The sequence below is a fragment of the Actinomadura rayongensis genome (genome assembly GCF_009831215.1).
GTDB classification, from domain to species: domain Bacteria; phylum Actinomycetota; class Actinomycetes; order Streptosporangiales; family Streptosporangiaceae; genus Spirillospora; species Spirillospora rayongensis.
On record NZ_WUTW01000006.1, the window covers coordinates 310,470 to 332,363 of the forward strand.

General features: G+C 76.7%; 18 protein-coding genes. 12 read left to right on the forward strand and 6 right to left on the reverse strand.

From position 1 onward, the window contains the following. Window positions 1-332 precede the first annotated feature (332 nt). Both GQ466_RS24870 and GQ466_RS24875 read right to left on the reverse strand, forming a co-directional pair. A complete protein-coding gene (locus GQ466_RS24870) occupies window positions 333-902 on the reverse strand; it encodes a TetR family transcriptional regulator (RefSeq protein ID WP_161105440.1) in 570 nt (189 codons plus the stop codon). A gap of 673 nt (window positions 903-1,575) precedes the next feature. After that, window positions 1,576-2,151 carry a dihydrofolate reductase family protein gene (locus GQ466_RS24875; protein WP_161105441.1) on the reverse strand — a complete coding sequence of 192 codons (576 nt, stop codon included), beginning with the start codon at window positions 2,149-2,151 and terminating at the stop codon, window positions 1,576-1,578. Between the two features lie 169 nt (window positions 2,152-2,320). Between GQ466_RS24875 and GQ466_RS24880 the strand changes: the two genes are divergently transcribed. Beyond that, window positions 2,321-3,469 carry a tyrosine-type recombinase/integrase gene (locus GQ466_RS24880; RefSeq protein WP_161105442.1) on the forward strand — a complete coding sequence of 383 codons (1,149 nt, stop codon included), beginning with the start codon at window positions 2,321-2,323 and terminating at the stop codon, window positions 3,467-3,469. A gap of 40 nt (window positions 3,470-3,509) precedes the next feature. After that, window positions 3,510-4,079 (forward strand): TetR/AcrR family transcriptional regulator, encoded by a 570-nt coding sequence (locus GQ466_RS24885; protein WP_161105443.1) that lies wholly within the window; start codon window positions 3,510-3,512, stop codon window positions 4,077-4,079. 30 nt (window positions 4,080-4,109) lie between these two features. Here GQ466_RS24885 and GQ466_RS24890 read toward each other — a convergent pair whose 3' ends face one another. Further along, window positions 4,110-4,826: a TetR/AcrR family transcriptional regulator gene (locus GQ466_RS24890; RefSeq protein ID WP_337193614.1), complete on the reverse strand. Its 717-nt coding sequence runs from the start codon at window positions 4,824-4,826 to the stop codon at window positions 4,110-4,112. Between the two features lie 97 nt (window positions 4,827-4,923). On the opposite strand from GQ466_RS24890, the gene GQ466_RS24895 reads away from it, so the two are divergent. Next, window positions 4,924-5,877 carry an ATP-binding cassette domain-containing protein gene (locus tag GQ466_RS24895; protein ID WP_161105445.1) on the forward strand — a complete coding sequence of 318 codons (954 nt, stop codon included), beginning with the start codon at window positions 4,924-4,926 and terminating at the stop codon, window positions 5,875-5,877. Further along, the gene (locus GQ466_RS24900) at window positions 5,874-6,686 is read left to right on the forward strand and encodes an ABC transporter permease (protein ID WP_161105446.1); all 813 of its coding nucleotides are present in this window, start codon (window positions 5,874-5,876) and stop codon (window positions 6,684-6,686) included. Before GQ466_RS24895 ends, GQ466_RS24900 begins: the two co-directional genes overlap by 4 nt. A 13-nt stretch (window positions 6,687-6,699) precedes the next feature. Here the strand turns inward: GQ466_RS24900 and GQ466_RS24905 are convergent, their stop codons facing one another. Next, the gene (locus GQ466_RS24905) at window positions 6,700-7,179 is read right to left on the reverse strand and encodes a GNAT family N-acetyltransferase (RefSeq protein ID WP_337193615.1); all 480 of its coding nucleotides are present in this window, start codon (window positions 7,177-7,179) and stop codon (window positions 6,700-6,702) included. Then, window positions 7,176-8,228, reverse strand: coding sequence for a ribosome small subunit-dependent GTPase A (gene rsgA, locus GQ466_RS24910; RefSeq protein WP_161105448.1), 1,053 nt, complete (start codon window positions 8,226-8,228; stop codon window positions 7,176-7,178). The genes GQ466_RS24905 and rsgA overlap by 4 nt, the downstream gene beginning before the upstream one ends. 265 nt (window positions 8,229-8,493) lie before the next feature. Between rsgA and GQ466_RS24915 the strand changes: the two genes are divergently transcribed. The 7 genes from GQ466_RS24915 to GQ466_RS24945 all read left to right on the forward strand — a co-directional run bounded on the left by GQ466_RS24915 (window position 8,494) and on the right by GQ466_RS24945 (window position 18,837). Then, complete coding sequence (locus GQ466_RS24915) at window positions 8,494-10,359, forward strand: hypothetical protein (protein WP_161105449.1); 1,866 nt, start codon at window positions 8,494-8,496, stop codon at window positions 10,357-10,359. A gap of 559 nt (window positions 10,360-10,918) precedes the next feature. Continuing rightward, a complete protein-coding gene (locus GQ466_RS24920) occupies window positions 10,919-11,638 on the forward strand; it encodes a response regulator transcription factor (protein ID WP_161105450.1) in 720 nt (239 codons plus the stop codon). A gap of 7 nt (window positions 11,639-11,645) precedes the next feature. Next, the gene (locus tag GQ466_RS24925; RefSeq protein ID WP_161105451.1) at window positions 11,646-13,106 is read left to right on the forward strand and encodes a HAMP domain-containing sensor histidine kinase; all 1,461 of its coding nucleotides are present in this window, start codon (window positions 11,646-11,648) and stop codon (window positions 13,104-13,106) included. 63 nt (window positions 13,107-13,169) lie between these two features. Next, complete coding sequence (locus tag GQ466_RS24930; RefSeq protein ID WP_161105452.1) at window positions 13,170-14,393, forward strand: glycosyltransferase; 1,224 nt, start codon at window positions 13,170-13,172, stop codon at window positions 14,391-14,393. Beyond that, window positions 14,390-16,366 carry an ArnT family glycosyltransferase gene (locus GQ466_RS24935; RefSeq protein WP_337193616.1) on the forward strand — a complete coding sequence of 659 codons (1,977 nt, stop codon included), beginning with the start codon at window positions 14,390-14,392 and terminating at the stop codon, window positions 16,364-16,366. The genes GQ466_RS24930 and GQ466_RS24935 overlap by 4 nt, the downstream gene beginning before the upstream one ends. Next, window positions 16,363-18,462 (forward strand): glycosyltransferase family 39 protein, encoded by a 2,100-nt coding sequence (locus GQ466_RS32485; RefSeq protein ID WP_161105453.1) that lies wholly within the window; start codon window positions 16,363-16,365, stop codon window positions 18,460-18,462. The genes GQ466_RS24935 and GQ466_RS32485 overlap by 4 nt, the downstream gene beginning before the upstream one ends. A 75-nt stretch (window positions 18,463-18,537) precedes the next feature. Further along, window positions 18,538-18,837 (forward strand): 4a-hydroxytetrahydrobiopterin dehydratase, encoded by a 300-nt coding sequence (locus GQ466_RS24945; protein ID WP_103566461.1) that lies wholly within the window; start codon window positions 18,538-18,540, stop codon window positions 18,835-18,837. A gap of 624 nt (window positions 18,838-19,461) precedes the next feature. Here GQ466_RS24945 and GQ466_RS24950 read toward each other — a convergent pair. Beyond that, window positions 19,462-20,244 carry an SDR family NAD(P)-dependent oxidoreductase gene (locus GQ466_RS24950; protein ID WP_161105454.1) on the reverse strand — a complete coding sequence of 261 codons (783 nt, stop codon included), beginning with the start codon at window positions 20,242-20,244 and terminating at the stop codon, window positions 19,462-19,464. Between the two features lie 49 nt (window positions 20,245-20,293). Between GQ466_RS24950 and GQ466_RS24955 the strand changes: the two genes are divergently transcribed. Next, window positions 20,294-21,352: an aminotransferase class V-fold PLP-dependent enzyme gene (locus GQ466_RS24955; RefSeq protein ID WP_161105455.1), complete on the forward strand. Its 1,059-nt coding sequence runs from the start codon at window positions 20,294-20,296 to the stop codon at window positions 21,350-21,352. Window positions 21,353-21,894: the final 542 nt, after the last annotated feature.

Here is a 21,894-nt window from a genome sequence, read left to right on the forward strand (position 1 = left end):
AACACCGCACTCGACCCAAAGCCCGGCCGACCCACACCACACTCGCGTACACCACGCCCGACCCAAAGCTCGACCGGCGCGGACAGGCGCAGGGCGACGCACGGACGAGCACCGTGGCGAGCAGGGGCAAGGGAAGGGGCCCTCGGCAACGGTGCAGGCGCCAGCTCACCCTGTCGAAGTCACCACTTCCGCACGGCTCACCACCGGACCAAAGCCAACCGGAACGGTGTTCCGGACGTAATCGGAACGACGTTTCGATTATTAGCTTCCCAGAAGTGTCACGTCGGGCCCTGGCGCCCGCAAGCGGAACGATGTTCCGCGATGTGCGGGGTTCACGGGCGGAGTCCTGCGATGAGCAGGCGCACCAAGCGGCGGACGTCGTAGCGCGGGTCGCTCTCGGCGCCGATGCAGAGGTTACCGACGCCGCGCATCAGGTCATAGGCGTCCACGCGAGCGTGGATCTCCCCGGCCGCGACGGCCGCGTCGAGCAGCTGCGCACACACCGGCAGGAGCCGGTCGAGGAGGTAGGCGTGCAGTGCGTCGAACTCTTTCCGCTCGGAGCGCAGGACGGCCGCGAGTCCGTGTCTGGTGACCAGGAAGTCCACGAACAGGTCGATCCACCGGCCCAGCGCGGCGTGCGGGGCCGTTCCGCCTTCGAGCAGGGCCGTCCCGGCCTCGGCGCACGCCTCCACCTGGTTCCGGTAGACGGCGATGATGAGGTCGGCCCGGGTCGGGAAGTGGCGGTAGATCGTGGCCACCCCGACGCCCGCGCGGGCCGCGATGTCGCGGACCGGCGCCTCGACGCCGGACTCCACGAAGACCGCCGCCGCGGCGTCGAGCAGCGTCCGCTCGTTGCGCAGAGCGTCCGCCCGCCTGCGCGGGGCCTCGCCGTCGTCTCGCACCTGCCGCCTCCGGGTTCATTAAAACGGAACATGGTTTCGGAACACTGCGGAACAATGATCCGTTTAGCCATGATGTCGGAGCGAGGAGGCGGGTGGCAAGGAGACGATGGCGGCGCCGACCGATTTGCAGCGCGTTGGGAAGTGCCCGCGCGGTGTGGCTTGTCGCGTCTCCCGAACCGCGCCGGGCTGGACGCAGTGGAGCGGCGGGGGTCGGCCGGGAGGCCGGGCTGACGCTGATTCAGCTCGCGCCCGGCTTCGTCACGGCGCCTCCGGCGTGGCTGGCGCGCGATGCCGTGCCAGGCGGCGCTTGCGTCGCACTGCCGCCCGCCAGCGCGCGGGCAGCCCGGCGTTGGACGCCCCGGCGCGCAGCGCCCCGCGCACGTTGGATCACCGACCGCCGCGCACCGGACCGCCAGCGCCCCTGCGCGCCGGACCAGCTGCCGGACCAGCTGCCGGACCAGCGCGCTGCTGGCGGCACTGTGGCGCCGGGTGACGCTCTAAAGCGACCGGCGCGACCGGCGCGATCGACGCGCCGGGGGTCGACCTCGCCTCGCACGAAAAGGTCGGCATCCCGCCCGCATTGCAGGATTCGGCGCCGCGCCGCCGCTGACCGCTTCGACGCCGACCGCTTCGACGCTGACGGTTCGGTGGCCCGTCGGTGGCCCGTCGGTGGTCAGTTGTGGCGGGTTGGGCGGTAGGTCAGGACCTGGGTGTTGGTGTCGAAGGTTCGGGCGTCGACGAGTTCGAGGTCGAAGTCGTCGGCGCCGTTGAAGATCCGGGCGACGCCGGTCGTGCCGGAGATGACGGGGAAGATCGTGATTTCGACGGCGTCGACGAGGCCGGCGTTCAGCAGGGCGCGGTTGAGGGTCAGGCTGCCGTGGGAGCGCAGCGGCACGTCGGATTCGGCCTTGAGCCGGGTGACCGCCTCGATCGGGTCGCCGGGGTCGATGGTCGTGTCCGGCCAGTCGAGGGGCTCGGTCAGTCGGCTGGAGAAGACGGTGACCGGGGAGGCGAACATGCGCGTGATCCACTCGTCGACACGGCTGCGGTCGAAGGTCGGGGCCAGGAACGGGGCGTTGGAGGTGTAGGTCTTGGCGCCGAGGACCATGCGCAGCGGGTCGCGGTAGGCGGCTGCGCGGTGCGCGAGGAACTCGGGGCCCTGCTTGCTCCAGTAGCCGCCCCAGTCGCCGTTGTGGTTGGCGTAGCCGTCGAGCGTGGAGAAGATGTCGAAGGTGTAGGTGGCGGTCATGGTGTCTCCTTGCGGGTGTCGGGCGTGCCGCGTCTTGCGGCCTCACCCTTGCTACGGACGGACCCGCCTCGACCCGACACCGTCCGCCGGATCTTTTTGGGAAACTTTCGGGGTGCCGGTCGGCGGCGCGGGTGACGCCCGGCCGGGAGCCGGGCTCGGGAGGGGTGGCGTGACGGGTTCCGACGACGACGTGCGCGTGGTGCCCGCGCCGCGTGCAGCAGCGGCCGTGCCGTCGGGCGGCGACGCGGTCGCCGAAGCCGTGCCGTCCGGCGGGGACGCGTTCACCGAGGCCGTCGCGGTGCTGCCCGTGCTGCCGGACGACGAGCCGGGCGAGCGGTACGGGCTGCGGGCGTTGACGGCGGCGTGGCTGCGGGGCCAGCGCAGTGACGCGACCCGCCGCGCCTACTTCCAGGACCTGGCGGGCTGGCTGGACCACTGCGCCCGCACCCGGCTGGATCCGCTGGCCGCGCGGCGGGCCGACGTGGACGACTGGACGGCGACGATGACCGTGGCCGTCCGGGGCGGCGGGACGCGGCCCGCGGGGTCGGCGACCAAGGCGCGCAGGCTGGCGGCGGTGTCGTCGTGGTACCGGTACCTGCAGTCCAACGACGCGGCGGAGCGCAACCCGACGCTGCTGGTGCGGCGCCCGTCGGCGGCGGAGATCGAGGCGGCGGCGCGCAAGGCGCCGACGCTCAGCGTCCGGGAGACGGCGGCGCTGCTGGACACGGCCGAGCAGCGCGCCCGCCGCGACGGCACGGAGGCGGCGTGGCGGGACGCGGCCGTCGTCGCGCTGCTGTTCTACACGGCGCTGCGCGTGTCGGCGATCACCGGCGCGGACGTCGCGGACCTGGACACCGAGGCCGGGTACCGGGTGCTGCGGCACGCGCTGAAGGGCAAGGGCCCGGGCGCGCGCGGCTACGTCCGGCTGGACGGGGACCTGTGCCGCGTGCTGGACGCCTACCTGGCCGTCCGGGGCGAAGACGGGGGCCCGCTGCTGGTGACGACGCCGCATCCGCACGATCCACGCCGTCCGGGCGGGAAGCGGCTCACGCAGCGGGACGTCACCAACATCCTGCGCGCCCAGGCCGAGCGCGCCGGCCTGCCCGCCGCGCGCAAGCTGAGCCCGCACAGCGGGCGCCGGACGGTCATCACGACGCTGCTCGGCAACGACGTGCCGCTGCCGAAGGTGCAGGACCTGGCGGGCCACGCCGATCCGCGCACGACGCGCCGCTACGACGACACCAACCACCGGCTGGCGGCGTCCCCGGTGACGGACCTGACGCGGATCATCGCGCGGCACCGGGGCGAGCCCGGCTAGGGTTTCGGCCGTTCACCCACCCTGCGAGGACGGAGGCCGCATGGCGCGCGTCACCGCCGAACTCCTGGCCCGGACGGCGGCGGAGCTGGCCGACGAGTCCGGGTTCGGCAACCTGACCGTCTCGGCCGTCGCGCGGCGGCTCGGGGTGAAGGACCCGAGCCTGTACGCGCACATCGCCAACGCGCGGGACCTGAAGACGCGGGTGGCGCTGCTGGCGCTGGACGAGCTGGCGGACCGCGTCGCCGAGGCGCTGGCGGGCCGGTCGGGCCGGGACGCGCTGGTCGCGTTCGCCGGCGCCTACCGCGCGTACGCCCACGAGCACCCGGGCCGGTACGCGGCGACGCGGTTCCCGCTGGACGCCGAGACCGCCGCGGCGAGCGCCGCGCCGCGGCACTCGGCGATGACGCGGGCGCTGCTGCGCGGCTACGGCCTGCCCGAGCCGGACGAGACGGACGCGGTGCGGTTCCTCGGCAGCGTGTTCCACGGGTTCGTGAGCCTGGAGGCGACGGGCGGGTTCGCGCACACGCCGCGCGAGACCGACGCGTCGTGGGCGTGGCTGCTGGACACGGTGGACGCGGCGCTGTGGTCCCGGCGGCCGGGGAACGCCTGATCAGGGCGGCATCGCGGCCGAACCGCCTGATCAGGGCACCTCGGGGAGCATCGCCGCGATGCACGCCAGGACGCGGTCGAGCCCGTAGGCGAAGCGCTCCTCGCGTCCGAGGTGGGGCTGGCGGGCGTCGCGGACGACGCGGGTGAGCATCGGGTACCGCCCGAACGCCATGAGGTCGCGGACGTAGCCGCCGCTGGCGCGCATCCAGGCGTCGGCGGTCATGCCGGTGCGGCGGGTCTCGGCGGCCCAGGCGGCCTCCTCGCGGACGGTGTCCTGCACGTAGGAGGTGACCAGCCCGCTGTAGGTCATGATGTCGTCCACGGGGATGCCGACGTCCAGGGCGCCCATCATGAACTCCAGGTAGCGGAGCTGGTTCGGCCCGAGCGCGGGGCGGGCGCGGCGGGCGTCGACGGCCCAGGGGTGGCGCAGCAGGGCGGCGCGGGCGTGCTCGGCGCCGAGCCGCAGGTCGGCGCGCCAGTCGCCGCTCGGGGCGTCGGGCAGGCCGAACTCGCCGTGGACGTGGTCGATCATCAGCTCGACGAGGTCGTCGCGGCTCGGGACGTACCGGTACAGCGACATCGCGCCGGTGCCGATCTCGGCGGCGACGCGGCGCATGGACGCGGCGTCCAGCCCGTCGGCGTCGGCGACGGCGACGGCCGCGGCGGTGATCTGGGCGCGGCTGTAGGCGGGCCGCGGCCCGCGGCTCTGCCGTTCGGGACGGCTCCAGATCGTGGTGGGTTCGGTCACCGGGCGTGGCACCTCCGTCCGGACGATTCTAGTTGCGTACGCCGTACTCCGTTGCCTACCCTCTCTCTGCGTACGACGTACCCAATGGGAGGTGGCCATGGCGGATCCGATCGTCCTCGCCGAAGGGCTGCACAAGCGCTTCGGCGACACCCACGCGCTGCGCGGGCTGGACCTGGCCGTCCCGGCCGGGACGGTCTGCGGCGTGCTCGGCCCGAACGGGGCCGGGAAGACAACGGCCGTCCGCATCCTGGCGACGCTGACCGCGCCGGACGCCGGGCACGCGCGCATCGCCGGGCTGGACGTGGTCGCCGACGCCGCCCGCGTCCGCGCCCGGATCGGGCTGGCGGGCCAGTACGCGGCGGTGGACGCGAAGCTGACCGGGCGCGGGAACCTGCGCATGTTCGGCCGCCTGTTCCACCTGCCGCGCGCGGCGGCGCGGCGCCGGGCCGACGAGCTGCTGGAGCGGTTCGGGCTGACGGCGGCGGCCGACCGGGTCGTCGGCGGCTACTCGGGCGGGATGCGGCGGCGCCTGGACCTGGCGGCGAGCCTGATCCTGCGCCCGGACGTGCTGTTCCTGGACGAGCCGACCACCGGCCTGGACCCGCGCAGCCGGGGCGCGATCTGGGACGCGGTGCGGGAGCTGGCGGCGGGCGGCGCGACCGTCCTGCTGACCACGCAGTACCTGGAGGAGGCCGACCGGCTCGCCGACGAGGTCGCGGTGGTCGACCACGGCCGCGTCATCGCGACGGGCACGCCGGACGCGCTGAAGTCGCGGATCGGGGACCGGCTGGACGTCGTCGTCGCCGACCCGGCGCGGGCGGCGGACGCGGCGCAGGTCCTGGCGCGGCTCGCGGGCGCCTACCCGGCGCTGGCGGGCGGCACCCGGTTCAGCGTGCCGCTGACCGCGCCGGTGCGGCTCGCCGACGTCGTCCGGGAACTGGACCGGGCGGGCGTGGACGCCGACGACGTCGCGCTGCGCCGCCCGACGCTGGACGAGGTGTTCCTGCGCCTCACCGGCGCCGACGCCGAGCCGGCGGAGGCGGCCCGATGAGCGCGGTCGCGGGACGGCGGCTGCGGTGGGCGCTGTCGGACGGCCTGGTCCTCGCGGGCCGGGAGCTGGCGCACCTGCGGCACCAGCCGGGCGAGCTGGTCGCGGCGCTGGTGTTCCCGGCGGTGATGGTGGTGCTGTTCGGGTACGTGTTCGGCAGCGCGATCGAGGTGCCGGGCGGCGGCGACTACCGCGAGTACCTGATGCCGGGCCTGTTCTCGATGGTGACGCTGTCGTCGCTGATGGCGGTGACGCAGAAGGTCGCCGCCGACGCCGAGAAGGGCGTCATGGACCGGTTCCGGGCGATGCCGACGGCGCGGTCGGCGCTGGCGTTCGGGCACACCGGCGCGGACCTGGCGGGCGGGCTGCTCGCCCTGGCGATCATGATGGGGGCGGGCGCGGCGGCGGGCTGGGCGCCGCACCGGGGCGCGGCGCGGGCGGCGGGGGCGGTCGCGCTGATCGTCCTGCTGCGGTACGCGCTGAGCTGGCTCGGGTGCTGGCTGGGGCTCGCGGCGCCCAGCGAGGAGGTCGCGGACCGGCTGGGGCCGCTGGTGCTGCCGGTGTCGATGCTGTCGAACGCGTTCGTCCCGACCGACGGGATGCCCGCGTGGCTGCGGGTGGCGGCCGAGTGGAGCCCGGTGAGCGCGCTGACGGCGGCGAGCCGGACGCTGTTCGGGAACGCGGGCGTCCCGGCGGGCCCGGCGCCGTGGCCGCTGGCGCATCCGGTGCTCGCGGTGTGCCTGTGGTCGGCGGTGCTGCTGGCGGTGTTCGTGCCGCTGACGGCGCGCGCCTACCGGCGGCGGGGCCGGTAGGCGCGCGTCCTCGTCAGACGCCGAACGGGGCCGGGTAGCGGATCCGCCCAGCGGGGACGGGGCCGTCGCGCAGGGCGAGGGCCATGAGCGCGCCGTCCGGGAAGTCCGCGGTGATCCCCGGCGCGGGGACGAACCCGAACCGCGCGTAGTACGCCGGGTCACCGAGGACGACGGCGAAGGCTTCGCCGGCGTCGCGCGCCGCGTCCAGCGCGGCGGTGACGGCGGCGGTGCCCGCTCCCGTCCGCTGCCGGTCCGGGTGGACGGCGACGGGCGCGAGGGCGAGCGCGGCGGCGTCCCCGACGTGGCAGCGGGTGAGCAGGGCGTAGCCGGTGACGGGGTCGCCGGCCGTCCACGCCAGGCCCGGCAGCCAGGCGGGGTCGCGGCGCAGCGCGTCGACGAGGTCGGCCTCGGCGGGGGTGGGGAACGCGGCGCGCAGCACGGCGCGGACGGCCGCGTGGTCGGCGGCGGTCTCGGGGCGGGTCGTCCAGGTCACCGGCCGTCCTCCCGGGCGCCGCGCTCGCGGTAGAGCCGCCTCTGCTCGCGGACGATCTTCTTGTGGCGGCCGGTGCGTTCGGCGCGCAGGCGGGCGTCGTCGCGGGACCGCGCCCACTCGTCCTCGCGCAGGAGCCTGCGGTACCCGTCCAGGCGCCGTGCGGGCAGGGCGCCGGACGCGACGGCGGCCAGGACGGCGCAGCCGGGTTCGGCGACGTGCGCGCAGTCGGCGAAGCGGCAGCCGACGGCGAGGTCCTCGATGTCGGCGAAGACGTGCCGGATGCCGTCCGCGGCGTCGTGGAGCCCGACGCCGCGCAGGCCGGGGGTGTCGATGAGCGCGCCGCCGCCGGGCAGCGGGTGCAGTTCGCGGCGGACGGTGGTGTGGCGTCCCTTGCCGTCGGCGGCGCGGACGGCGCCGGTGGCGAGCCGGTCGGCGCCGAGCAGCGCGTTCGCCAGCGTCGACTTGCCCGCGCCGGACGGGCCGAGCAGCGCCACGGTGCCGGTGAGCAGGGCGCGGACGGCGTCGAGGCCGGTGCCGTCCAGGGCCGCGACGGTCCGGACGTCCACGCCGGGCGCCGCCGCGGCTGCCTCGGCGGCGTCGGCGGCGGGGTCGGGGCTGCGGTCGGCCTTGGTCAGGACGATCACGGGCCGGGCGCCGCTCTCCCAGGCCAGCGCGAGCGTCCGCTCGATCCGGCCGGGGTTGACGGGACGGTCCAGCGCGGCGACGACCGCGACGGTGTCGACGTTGGCGGCCAGGACCTGGCCTTCCGACGTCCGTCCGGCCGAGGCGCGGACGATCGCGGTGCGGCGCGGCAGCAGCGCCGCGACGTGCGGTTCTTCGGGGGTCAGGGCCGCCCAGTCGCCGGTGCAGGGCGCGAGCGCCGGGGCGCAGGCGGCGCGCAGCGGGCCGTCGGGTCCGTGGGCGTCGCAGCGCCCGCGGTCGACGGCGGTGATCCGCGCGGGGACGAGCCCGGCGGCGCGGTGCGGGGTGAACAGGGCGTTCCAGTCCTCGTCCCAGCCGAGGGAGAGGAGGTCGTGCGGGAAGTCCAAGACGGAACCTTCGGGTGCGAGGTCCCGGCGGGCAGGGGTCAGCCGCGGGACCGGAGGACGACGATGGCCGGAGTGCCGCGCGGGGCGGCGCCGTCGACGACGGCCATAGGTCGCGCCCCCCTCCGGTCGTTGTTCGTTCCGTCTGCCGTGGACGGTACCGGGCGCCGTCCGCCGCGCGCGAGTCCTTTTTCACGGCGCCGCGCGGGAACCGGAGGGCGGGGCCCGGCGGTTATCGTGGCAGGAGACCGACGAGTGGGGGCGCGGCGTGGACGGACGAGCGGACCGGGACCCGGGCGGCCCCGACGAGCCGGTGCGGGATCTGGTGGCGCGGCTGGACCGCGCGGCGGCCGTCCGGCTGGAGGAGCTGTGGACGGGCCTGCGCGACGAGCTGGCGCCCGCCGCCCGCAAGGCCGGGGCGCTCACCGAACCGGCCCGGGACCTGGCCAAAGACGTCGCGGGCGACCTGATCCGCGACCTGGCCGGGGCGAGCGCGGACACGGCGGCGGCGCGGATGCTGGACCGGCTCGCCGGGACGCCCGCGATGCGCGCGGTGGAACGCGCCGCCCACGACGCGGCGGTGCGGCTGGCGGTCGCGGCGGCCGAGCGGGCGGTGGCGGACGCGCGTGCCGCGGCGGAGTCCCACCCGGTGACCGGCGCGGCGCTGGACGCGACGACGACGGCGGTCGCGCTGGCCGGGCAGGCCGCCCAGCGCGCGGCGCGGCTGGCCGGTCCGCTGGCGGGCCCGTTCGCGCGGGCGTCGTCCCCGGCGCTGGAGGCCGTCGCGGACGCGGCGGGCCGCACGGTGTCGGCGACGGTGACGGCCCCAGTGGTGCAGGCGGCGACGCGGGCGGTCGCGGACGCGGTGCTGGACGCGGTCGCCGAGGCCGCCGTGGAGGTCGCACTGGACGTCGGCCGGGACGTGGCGGTGCAGGTGGTGCGGGAGACGGCGCGCGAGACCGTCCGGGGCGCGGCGACGGCGGTGCGGACCCGCGCCGCCGACACCACGGGCCTGCGCCCGGTGACCTCGGCGGCGGCGGACCTGGCGGTGCGCGCGGCGGGAAGCGACGCGGCGCGCACGGCGGGCGGAGTGGTCGCGGCCGTGGCGGGCAGCGCGGTGGCGCGGACGGCGCGGGACCTGGCGGGCCGCGCGGCGGCACGCGCGACGGTCCTGGCGGTCGAGGCGGTCCTGACCGAACTGCTCCGGGAGGCCCTGAAGGCGGCGCTGCGCGAACGCGTGCGGGGCCTGCTGCGCGACGTGGCCCGCGACGTGGTGGTCGACGTGACCCGAACGACCTGGACGGCCGCGACCCGCCCGTCCCCCCGCCCAACCACCGCCGCCCCATCACCAGCGGACACACCACTTCGCGTCCCGCCAACCGCAGAACCGGCCCCTGACGCCTGGGCAACAGCCACCCAAGACCCGTCCCCAAACGCCCCCAAAACCCCAAATCCCAACGAACCGGCCGACGGCTCAGCCCCGCCAACCGCCACCACCCCGCAGACCGACACCCTCGCGCACCCCTCCAGGAAGCCGACCCCCGAGGCCCCGGCCGACGGTTCAGCCTGGGCAGCAGCCACCGCCACCGAAACCAACGCCCCCGCGAACGACCGCAGAATGCTTGCGCCCGCGGACCCAGCCGACGGCTCGGCCTGGGCAAAGGCCACCGCCGCACAGCCAGACGCCTCCGCACGCGACGCCAGGAAGCCGCCGGCCAAGGAAGCGACCGACGGATCCGCGTGGGCGGCGGCCACCGCCGCCCCGGCCGACAACCCCACGCCCGGAACCAGAAACCCCACGGCCCCAGACATCGCGGACGGACCAGCGCGGCCGGCCACACCCGACCCGGCGGATCAGCCGCCCGCGCCCACAATGTCCACGGAAAACGCCCGGCGGCCAAAGGTCCCAGCGCCGGCGAACGGGTCCGAGGAGGCGGCATCCGCCCCCGCCGACCGGTCGCCAGCGTCCGGAAAGCGCGCGGACGTCCAGAAGCCGACAGCCTCGGAACCTGCGGACGGCTCAGCCTGGGCGACGGCCACCCGCGAGGCCGCAGACCAGCCGCCGCCGACCAACAACCCGGCACTCGAGACCGGAAAGCAGCCCGCCCCAGAACCGGCGGACGGACCGGCCTAGGCGTCGCCGCGCGCGAAGCGGGGCCGTCGCCGCCCGCAGGCACCCGCGCGATGACACGCAACGGGCACCTTCGCGCTCGTGAGCGGCCAGCGCTCGCTCTCGCGCGTCCGGACGCGCCGGATGCATCCACGCGTCCGCGGCCCCACAGGCGTCCGCGTGTCCGGATGCGCCGATTGCGCTTTTGCGCTGGGCCGCGTCTCGGGCGCTCGCGTGTCCGGACGTGGCGCGCGGGCGGCGTGTGGGCGTCGGCCGTCCGCGAGGCGGCGGGTCGGCCGTCGGCGGCCGGGCGGGTCGGCGTCCGCGAGCCGCTGGGGCAGGGCCGGCGGACGGCCCGCGTGGGGGCGGCCACGCGCAAGGGCGTCGCGTTTCGCGAGCCCATGCTGAACGCGCGGGGGCTGGGCGGGAGCGGCTGGTCGGGTGGTGCGGTGGGCGACGTCGTCCGAGTATGCGGTGCGGTGGTTGCCGCAGGGCTGAGGGGTGGCTGAGAAGTTCCTGAGAGTGGGATGAGAATCCCGGCGGCGGCGGTGGGGCCGCGGGGGTGCGTGGTTACGGTGGGTGCATGGAGGCGGGGACGCAGGACGCGGCGGCGCGGATCCTGATCGTGGACGACGAGCCGGCGGTGCGGGAGTCGCTGGCGGGGAGCCTGGAGTTCGAGGGCTACCGGGTGGAGGAGGCCGCCGACGGGGCGCTGGCGCTGGACCGGGTGGCCGAGCGTCGTCCGGATCTGATCGTGCTGGACGTGCTGATGCCGCGGATGGACGGCCTGACGACGTGCCGGCGGCTGCGCGCGCTGGGCGAGGTGATGCCGGTGCTGATGCTGACGGCGCGCGACATGGTCGGGGACCGGGTGACGGGCCTGGACGCGGGCGCCGACGACTACCTGGTGAAGCCGTTCGAGCTGGACGAGCTGCTGGCGCGGATCCGGGCGCTGCTGCGCCGCACCGCGATGGCGGCTCCGGCGGGGACCGAGCCGGGCGACGTCCTGACGTTCGGTGACCTGCGGATGGACACGGTGACGCGGGAGGTGACGCGGGCGGGCCGTCCGCTGGGCCTGACGCGCACCGAGCACATGCTGCTGGAGATGTTCCTGCTGCATCCGCGGCAGGTCCTGACGCGGGAGCAGATCCTGGAGACGGTGTGGGGGTTCGATTTCGAGCCCGCGTCCAACTCGCTGGACGTGTACGTGATGTACCTGCGCCGCAAGACCGAGGCGGGCGGGCTGCCGCGGGTGGTCCACACGGTGCGGGGCGTGGGGTACGTGCTGCGCGCGGCGGCGTGAGGCGGGCATGAGGCGGGCGTGGCGGCCGTTGCGGCGGCTGCCGTTGCGGGGCCGGCTGGCGCTGCTGATCGCGACGGCGGTGGCGGTGGCGGTGGCGGCGTGCGCGACGCTGTCGTGGTTCCTGGTCCGCGACCAGCTGTACCGGGAGCTGGACCGGAGGCTGGGGGTGCTGGGCGGCGGCCCGCCGGGGCGGCCGGGCGATCCGGGGCGCGGCGGGCGGGTCGCGATGGACCTGACGCGGCTGGTGGCGGTGTGCTCCCCGGACCCCATCGAATCCGGATCAACGTTCCGTTTCCCTGGCCCGTACGACATGGTGCAGGTCGTGCGGGCGGACGGGACGCGCTGCACCGTCCCGGACGCGGGCGCGCTGACGGTGACGCGCGCGGACCGGGACGTCGCGGCGGGCCGGGCGGCGCAGGCCGTCCACAACGGGTCGGGGGTGACGTCGGGCGGTGAGGGCACGGGCGTGCGGGTCCTGACGCGCCCGGCGGTGACGCTGGACGGGACCCGGGTGGCGCTGTCGTACGCGATCCGGCTGGACCAGGTGGACCGTCCGCTGAACGATCTGGCGCTGATGCTGATCGCGGTGGCGGCGTTCGGGGTGCTGGTGTCGGCGGGCGCGGGCCTGATGATCGCGCGGGCGTCGCTGCGCCCGGTGGACGAGCTGACCGACGCGGTGGAGCACATCGCCCGCACCGAGGACCTCGGGACGCGGATCCCCGCGCACGGCGCGGACGAGATCGCCCGGCTGAGCCGGTCGTTCAACCTGATGACGTCGGCGCTGGCGGCGTCGCGGGAGCGCCAGCGCCAGCTCGTCGCGGACGCGGGCCACGAGCTGCGGACGCCGCTGACGAGCCTGCGCACCAACATCGACCTGCTGCTGCGGTCGGAGCAGACGGGCCGGGAGCTGCCGGCGGGGACGCGGCACCGGCTGCTGGTGAGCGTGAAGGCGCAGATGGTGGAGCTGTCGAGCCTGGTGGGGGATCTGCTGGAGCTGGGCCGTCCCGACGAGCGGGGCCCCGAGCGGGCGGCGGTCGCGCTGCACGAGGTGGTGGGGCGGGCGGTGGAGCGGGCGCGGCTGCGCGGCCCGGGCCTGACGGTGGACGCGGCGGTGGAGCCGTGGTTCGTGCGCGGCGATCCGGGGTCGCTGGAGCGGGCGGTGGTGAACCTGCTGGACAACGCGGTGAAGTTCAGCCCGCCGGGCGGGACGGTGCGGGTGCGGCTGGCGGGCGGGGAGCTGGTGGTGGCCGACGAGGGCCCGGGGATCCCGGCGGCGGACGTCCCGCACGTGTTCGAGCGGTTCTGGCGGTCGCCGTCGGCGCGGAGCCTGCCGGGGTCGGGCCTCGGCCTGTCGATCGTGGCGCGGGTGGCGCGGGAGACGGGCGGGCGGGTCGCGGTGGACCGCGCGGACGGCGGCGGGACGCTGATGCGCCTGACCCTGCCGGGCGGGTCCGCCGAACCGGCCTGATTCTCATGGGGCGTTCATGCGCGCCTCACGGGCCCCCCAGACCCGGCCCCGACGGTGAAGCGCATGAGCCATCTGATCACCGAGAGCGGCGCGCGGGACGTGCCGCCGGGGCCGCCGCTGCGGCTCGTCGAGGTCGTCGTGCCCGTCCACGACGAGGAGCGGGTGCTGGACGCGAGCGTGCGGCGCCTGCACCGGTACCTGGACGGGACGTTCCCCTACCCGTTCCGGATCACGATCGCCGACAACGCCAGCACCGACGGGACGTGGCGCGCGGCGCAGGGCCTGGCGGCGGAGCTGCGCGGGGTGCGGGCCGTCCGGCTGGACCGCAAGGGCCGGGGCCGGGCGCTGCGGCACGTGTGGAGCGGCAGCGACGCCGACGTCGTCGCGTACATGGACGTGGACCTGTCGACGGATCTGGACGCGTTCCTGCCGCTGGTCGCGCCGCTGATCTCCGGGCACAGCGACCTGGCGATCGGGTCGCGGCTGACGCGGGGCGCGGCGGTGGTGCGGGGCCCGCGCCGGGAGGTGATCTCCCGCTGCTACAACCTGCTGCTGCGCGCGGCGCTGGCGGCGAGGTTCACCGACGCGCAGTGCGGGTTCAAGGCGGCGCGGACGGAGATCGTGCAGGCGCTGCTGCCGCGCGTGGAGGACGAGGAGTGGTTCTTCGACACCGAGTTGCTGCTGCTGGCCGAGCGCAACGGGCTGCGCATCCATGAGGTCCCGGTGGACTGGGTGGACGATCCCGACAGCCGGGTGCAGGTGTGGCGGACGGCCCGCGACGACCTGCGCGGGATGGCGCGGGTGGCGCGGCGGATGCTGACGGGCGGGTTCGGCGCGCCGGTCGGCCGCCGGCGGGCCGCGGTGGAGGGCCTGCCGGCGGGGATGGCGCGGCAGCTTCCGGTGTTCGCGGTGATCGGGGCGGTGAGCACGGCGGCGCAGCTCGTCCTGTTCGTGCTGCTGCGGACGGTGCTCGGGCCGCTGGCGGCGAACGCGGTGTCGCTGGTGGCGACGACGGTCGCGAACACGGCCGCCAACCGCCGGTTCACGTTCGGGGTGACGGGCGCGGGCGGCGCGCTGCGGCACCAGGCGCAGGGGCTGCTGGCGTTCCTGCTGGGGCTGGCGCTGAGCACGGGCGGGCTGGCGGCGCTGCACGCGGCGGCGCCGGGCGCGCCGCGCGCGGTGGAGGTGCTGGCGCTGGTCGCGGCGAACGCGGTGGCGACGCTGGCGCGGTTCGTGCTGATGCGGGCGTGGATCTTCCGCCCGCGCGGCGAGAGGGGCGCGGCGTGACGGCGACCATGACGGCGCCGGGCGCGGTGCGCCGGGCGGTGCTGGGCGGGGACGGGCCGCGCTGGTCGCGTCCGGCGCTGTGGGCGGTCCTGGTCGCGGCGTTCGCCCTGTACGCGTGGGACCTGCCGGGCGGCGGGACGGCGAACGCCTACTACGCGGCGGCGGTGAAAAGCGCGACGCAGAGCTGGAAGGCGTTCTTCTTCGGGTCGCTGGACGCGGGGTCGTTCATCACGGTGGACAAGCCGCCGCTGGCGCTGTGGGTGCAGGCGCTGTTCGCGCGGGTGCTGGGGTTCGGCCCGTGGGCGCTGCTGCTGCCGCAGGCGCTGGCGGGGACGGCGGCGGTCGCGGTGCTGCACGCGACGGTGCGGCGGGCGTTCGGGCCGGTGGCGGCGCTGGCGGCGGCGGTGGTGCTGGCGCTGACGCCGATCACCGTCGCGATCGACCGGGACAACAACCCCGACGCCCTGCTGGTGCTGCTGCTGGTTTCCGGCGCGTGGGCGGTGCAGCGCGCGGTCGCCGGGGGGCGGCTGCGGTGGCTGCTGGCGGCGGCGTTCCTGGTGGGGTGCGGGTTCAACGCCAAGATGCTGCAGGCGTTCCTGGTCGTCCCGGCGTTCGCGCTGGTGTACCTGGTCGCGGCGCGTCCGCCGTTGTTGCGGCGGGTGGCGCATCTGGCGGCGGCGGGCGCGGTGCTGGCGGTGTCGGGCGGCTGGTGGATGGCGGTGGTGGACGCGATCCCGGCGGGGTCGCGGCCGTTCGTCGGCGGCAGCACCGACGGGACGGTGTGGGATCTGGTCGTCGGCTACAACGGCCTCGGCCGGATCCTCGGCCGCGACGCGCCCGGCGGCGGGCCGGGCGGCGGTGCGGGGTTCGGCGGGGAGCCGGGCGCGGGACGGCTGTTCAACGACGTCGTCGGCGGCCAGATCTCGTGGCTGCTGCCGCTGGCGGGGCTGGTGCTGCTGGCCGGGGGGCTGCTGCTGGGACGGCGTCCGCGCCGGGATCCGCAGGGCGCGGCGCTGCTGCTGTGGGGCGGGTGGCTGGCCGTCCACTACGCGGTGTTCAGTTTCGCGCAGGGGACGTTCCACCCGTACTACACGACGGCGCTGGCCCCGGCGGTCGCGGCGCTGGCGGGCGCGGGGACGGTCCTGGCCGCCGCCCTGTACCGGGAGCGGCGCCGGGCGTGGACGGTGCCGCTGGGCGTCGCGGTGACGGGCGGCTGGGCGTTCGCGCTGCTGGCGCGGACGCCGGGCTGGCATCCGTGGCTGCGCTGGACGGTCGCCGTCGCGGCGGTCGTCGCGGTCGCGGGCCTGCTCGCGGCCCGGTACGCGCCGACGCCGCGGCGTCTGCTGCCCGTCGCTGTGGCGTCGGCGGTGGTCGCGGGCCTGGCCGGGCCGGGAGCGTATTCGGTCGCGGCGGCGTCGACGGCGTCGAACGGGACCAATCCGCTGGCGGGCCCGTCGGCGGGCGCGGGTTTCCCGGGCCGTCCGGGCCGGGCCGCGATGATGCCCGGCGCGCCAGCCGGCGCCCGGCGGGGTGTCCCGTCCGGCGCGCCGCCGGGGATGCCGGGCGCCCTGCCGCGCGGCGGCCTGGGCCGCGGCGGGTTCGGCGGCGGCCCGGGCGGCGGGGTGGACGCGAAGATGGCGTCCTACCTGGTGCGCGACCAGGGGTCGGCGCGGTGGCTGGTGGCGGTGTCGAGCGCGCAGTCGGCGTCGTCGCTGATCCTGGAGACGGGCCGTCCGGTGATCGCGATGGGCGGGTTCACCGGCTCGGACCCGGCGATGACCGTGGCGAAACTGCAGGCGCTCGTACGGTCGGGCCAGTTGCGGTATGTGCTGGTCGGCGGCGGTTTCGGCCCGGACCGGGGGTCGGACGGCGTCAGCGCGTGGGTGCGCGCGCACGGCACGGAGGTCCCGGCGTCGGAGTACGGCGGGGCGTCGGGCGGCTCGTCCGTCCTGTACCGGCTGGAGGCGTCATGACGGCGACGACCGCACCGCCGACGGTGGCACGCTCGGCGTCCGGCGGCGACCCGAAGTGGGCGCGGCCCGCGCTGGGCCTGCTGCTGGCCGCGACGGCGGTGCTGTACCTGTGGGGGCTAGGCGCGTCGGGCTGGGCGAACGCGTTCTACGCGGCGGCGGCGCAGGCGGGGTCGCGGAGCTGGTCGGCGTTCTTCTTCGGCGCGTCGGACGCGGCGGGCGCGATCACCGTGGACAAGACGCCGGGCGCGCTGTGGCCGATGGCGCTGTCGGCGCGGCTGTTCGGGGTGAACTCCTGGAGCCTGCTGGTCCCGCAGGCGCTGATGGGCGTGGGGACGGTCGCGCTGCTGTACGCGGCGGTGCGGCGGTCCCTGGGCCGGACGCCGGGCAGCGTCGTCCCGGCGCTGCTGGCGGGCGCGGCGCTGGCGGTGACGCCGGTCGCGGCGCTGATGTTCCGCTTCGACAATCCTGACGCGCTGCTGGTCCTGCTGCTGACGGCGGCGGCGTACGCGCTGCTGCGGGCATGCGAGGACACGCGGGCGCGGTGGGTGGTGGCGTGCGGCGCGCTGGTCGGCGCGGGGTTCCTGGCGAAGATGCTGCAGGCGTTCCTGGTGGTGCCGGTGTTCGCCGTGGTGTACCTGGCGGTGGCGCCGGGCGGCGTGCGGGGCCGGATCGTGCGGCTGCTGGCGGGCGGCGCGGCGCTGGTGGCCGCGGCGGGCTGGTGGGTGGCGGCGGTCGCGTTGGTCCCGGCGGGGTCGCGTCCCTACATCGGCGGGTCGCAGCACGACAGCGTGCTGGAGCTGGCGCTCGGCTACAACGGGTTCGGGCGGCTGAACGGCGCGGAGACCGGGGGGCTCGGCAACCCGGACGGGGACGCGGGCTGGGCGCGGATGTTCGGCCCGGTGATCGGCGGCCAGGTCGCGTGGCTGCTCCCGGCGGCGCTGCTGCTGCTCGCGGCGGGGCTGTGGGCGGTGCGGCGGGCGCCGCGCACCGACGGCGTGCGGGCGGCCCTGCTGGTGTGGGGCGGGTGGCTGCTGGTCACCGGCGCGGTGTTCAGCTTCATGCGGGGGATCTTCCACGAGTACTACACGGTGGCGCTGGCCCCGCCGATAGCGGCCCTGACCGGGCTGGGTGCGGCGGTGCTGTGGGAGCGTCGCCGCTCCCCGTCGGCGGCGGTGCTGGCGGTCGCGGTAGCCGGGACGGCGGTGTGGTCGTTCGTGCTGCTCGGCCGGTCGCCGGGCTGGCTGCCGTGGCTGCGCCCCCTCGTCCTGGCCGCGGGCCTGACCGCCGCAGCAGCCCTGGCGGCGCTGCGGCTCCTGCCGCGCCGCGCGGTAGCGGCGGCGTCGTGCGCCGCTGTCGCCGCATGCCTGGCGGGCCCGGCCGCGTACGCGGTGGACACGGCGGCGACGCCGCACACCGGGTCGATTGTGACGGCGGGCCCGGCGGTGGCGCGCGGCGGGCCGGGACGCGGCTTCGGCCGTCCGCCCACCGGAATGCGCACCGGCCCGCGCGGCGCACCCCCCGGCCTACCGCGCAACTTCCCCGCCCCCGGCACCGGACGCCGCCCACCGCGCGGCGTGCCCGGCGGCGTGCCCGGCGGCGTGCCCGGCGGCGTGCCCGGCGGCGTGCCCGGCGGCGTGCCCGGCGGCGCGGCCGGGGGCGCGGCCCGTGGCCTGGGCGGTGGCCTGGGCGGCGGTGCGGCGGGCGGGCCGGGCGGCGGAGCCAGCGGGCTGCTGCGCGCGGCGGCGCCGGACGCGCGGGTGACGGCCCTGCTGCGGGCGGACGCGTCGGCGTACACGTGGGCGGCGGCGGCCGTGGGCTCCAACAGCGCGGCGGGCCTGCAGCTGGCGAGCGGCCGTCCGGTGATGGCCGTCGGCGGGTTCAACGGCACGGACCCGGCCCCGACGCTCGCGGAGTTCCAGCGCCTCGTCGCCCAGAAGAAGATCCACTACTTCGTCGGCGGCGCGATGCCGGGAGCGCGCGCCGCGTCGGGCGGCAGCGACGCGGCGGCGCGGATCGCGGAATGGGTGGAGGCGTCTTTCCCGTCCCGGGCGGTGGCGGGCACGACCCTGTACGACCTGACCGCCGGCCGGGCGTGACGGATGGTGTGAGGGAGGCGGCGCGGGGCATCTGGCAGAGGGAGCCCGGCGCCGCCGGGCGGGAAGGAGCACGCGATGGCGGAGGTGCTGGGCGACGCGGCGATCGCGGCGCGCCTAACGGAGCTGGCGGGTTGGGAGCGGACGGACGGCCGGATCCACCGGTCGGTGACGGCGCCGTCGTTCCTGACGGGCATCGAGGTGGTGAACGAGGTGGCGCGGGCGGCGGAGACGGCCGACCATCATCCCGACATCGACATCCGGTGGCGGACGGTGACGTTCTCCCTCACGACGCACAGCGCGGGCGGCCTGACGGCCAAGGACTTCGCGCTGGCGGAGTCGATCGACCGCATCGCCGCCCAACACGACGCGACCTGACCCGCCGCCCGCCGCCCTGGCACGCCGCGACGTCCCGCCCGGAAGCCCGCCGACGGCCACCACACGCCCAGGCGCGCCCCAAGCCCGAACCCGCGCGCCCGATGGCGCGCCGCGAACCCGTGCGTCCAAGCCTGCGCGCCTGGGTCTGACGGCCGACCGCATCGCGGCCCAGCACGACGCGACCTGACCCTGCCGGAACCCCGCCGACGCACACCGCGCGCGAAAGCGCGATGCCGCGCGCCCGACGCCCAGCGCTCGCCGCGTGCATGCCCCGAGTGCGACTTGGGCGCTCCAAAGGCGCCTCAGAGGCACGGCATCGCGCCTCGAGCGCGATGCCGTGCGCTCGGAGCCGTGCGCTCAAGCGCGAGCATGAGTGGCCGGTCAGCGTGCCCGTCTGCGCGGGCGCGTGCTGCACGCCGGGCCTGACGGTGCGGCACCGGCGTTCCGCGCGCCCGCTTGTGGGCGGTGGCCGAGGGCTCGCGGGCGTGGCGCGCCCCGTCGTCGGACGCCCCGTCGTCGGACGGGCTGTGCGATCGGGTTCACCGTGCGGCATCGGGCGTCGCTGGGGGCGTGCCGTTCGCGGGCGCGGCGCGGGGTTCTGCAGGCAAAACGCGGGGTGGTGGGTCAGTGGGCGGAGAAGCCGCCGTCCACGAAGATGGTCTGGCCGGTGACGGCGGACGCTGCGGGGCCGGCGAGGAACACGGCGGCGCCGGCGAAGTCGCCGGGGACGCCGTTGCGTCCGGTGAGGGTGCGGTCGGCGAGCGCGGCGACGCGGGCGGGGTCGGCGGACAGGTGCGCGTTCAGCGGCGTCGCGACGAACCCGGGGACGAGTGCGTTGCTGGTGACGCCGTGCCGCGACCACGCCTCGGCCTCGGACCGGGCGAGCGCGGTGACGCCGCCCTTGGACGCCCCGTAGGCGCCGCTGTCGGCGAACGCGCGGAACGCCTGCTGGGACGACAGGTGCAGGATCCGCCCGTACCCGCGCCGCGCCATGCGGGGCCCGAAGTGGCGGCCGAGCAGGAACGGGGCGGTGAGGTTGACGGCGAGGGTGGTGTCCCAGACGTCGTCGCCGAGGTCGCCGAGCGGGGGCCGCAGGTTGACGGCGGCGCTGTGCACGAGGATGTCGGGCTCCCCGAACGGCACGGCGGCGTCGGCGGCGGCCCGCCGGACCTGGGCGCGGTCGGCGAGGTCGGCGACGACGTGGTCGGCGTCGTGCCCGGCGGCGCGCAGTTCCCCGGCGGTGGCGCGCAGCGCGTCCTCCCCGCGGGCGAGCACGACGACGCGGGCCCCGGCGGCGGCGAGCGCGCCCGCGATGGCGCGGCCGATGCCGGAGCTGCCGCCGGTGACGAGCGCGACGCGTCCGTGCAGGCCGAACAGCCCGGTGAGGTAGGCGGCGGGTGTGGTCATGCGGGCACCCTACGGGCGGGGCGGGGGCGGCGTCGTCCATCATCGGGGTATGGACATCGCGGGCGGGTCGCTGTCGGTGGAGGAGGCGCGCGGCGAGTTCGCGCCGCGCGTCGCGTATCTGAACACCGCGTCCTACGGGCTGCCACCCCGGGCGGCGCACGAGGCGGTGCTGGCGGCCGAGCGGGACCGCGCGGCGGGCCTGATGTCGCCGGTCGGGGTGGAGGCGACGGTGCCGGTGGCGCGGGCGGCGTTCGCGCGGCTGACGGGCGTGCCCGTGGAGTGGGTGTCGGTGGGCCCGCAGGCGTCGTACTTCGTGGGCCTGGTGGCGGCGTCCCTGCCGTCCGGGGCGCGGGTGGTGGTCGCCGACGGCGATTTCGCGTCGCTGGTGCACCCGTTCCTGGCGCGCGACGGCCTGCAAGTACGGTCGGTCCCGCTGGACCGCGTAGCGGACGAAGTCTCCGGCGGCGCGGACCTGGTAGCGGTGTCGGTGGTGCAGTCGGCGGACGGCCGGATCGCGCCGCTGGCGGAGGTGACGGCGGCGGCCCGGTCGGCGGGCGCGCGGGTGCTGCTGGACGCGACGCAGGCGTGCGGATGGCTGCCGGTGGACGCCTCAACCGCCGACTTCGTGGTCTGCGGCGGCTATAAGTGGCTGATGGGCCCGCGCGGGACGGCGTTCTTCACGGTCGCGCCGGACGCGCTGGCGGACGTGTGGCCGGTCGCGGCGGGCTGGTTCGCCTCCGAGGACCCGTGGGCGTCGCTGTACGCGGGCCAGTTGCGGCTGGCGCCGGACGCGCGGCGGCTGGACCTGTCCCCGGCGTGGCCGTCGTGGGCGGGCCAGGCGGCGGCGCTCGAACTGCTGGAACGGGTCGGCGCGGACGCGGTGCTGCGCCACGACGTGGCCCTGGCGAACCGGTTCCGCGCGGGCCTGGGCCTGCCGCCGGACGACTCGGCGATCGTGTCCCTGCGCGTCCCGGACGGCACGGCGGCACGCCTGGCCGAACACGGCGTGGTGGTGGCCGAGCGAGCGGGCCGACTGCGCGCGTCGTTTCACCTGAGCACGTCCGAGGACGACGTGGACCGCGCCCTGTCCCTCCTGACCACCCCCTGAACCCGCCCCCCCAGAAACAACGCACCACCCCGTCCGCAAACCCGACGCCGCACAACCCGCCGCCCGACGTGCGCGCCGCCCGCCGACGGCGCCTCCAGGACGCCACCCGACCCGCCGTCCACTCACCGCCACCTGCACGGCTTACTCGCCGGCGCCGCCCACCCACCGGCGCGCGGCTCCCTGCCCGCGCGGCCAGCCCGTCCGCATGGTCTGCCCATGCGCGTGCGGCGTGCACCCCGCTCGCCGCCTACCGGCCCGCGCGATCGACCCGTCGCCCGCGCGTCATCGGCAATGCTCGCGAGCGCGCGGGTCGTGCGAGGGCTCGCCGCGATGCGTTCGCGCGGCCGGACCGGTGTGGGCCGGTGGGGAAAGGCCGCCGCGCGCCGAGAGGTCCGGCGGCGCCGCGGCACGCGGACGTTCATGGGCGCGAGCGCGGACGAGCCGTCTTAGCCCGTCACCCGGCTCTCCCATGGTGGTGCCGCTGGTGCGCGTAGCCCGTTCGAGCCCGTCGGCCGGGACGGGTGAGCGCGGCGGGCGTCACG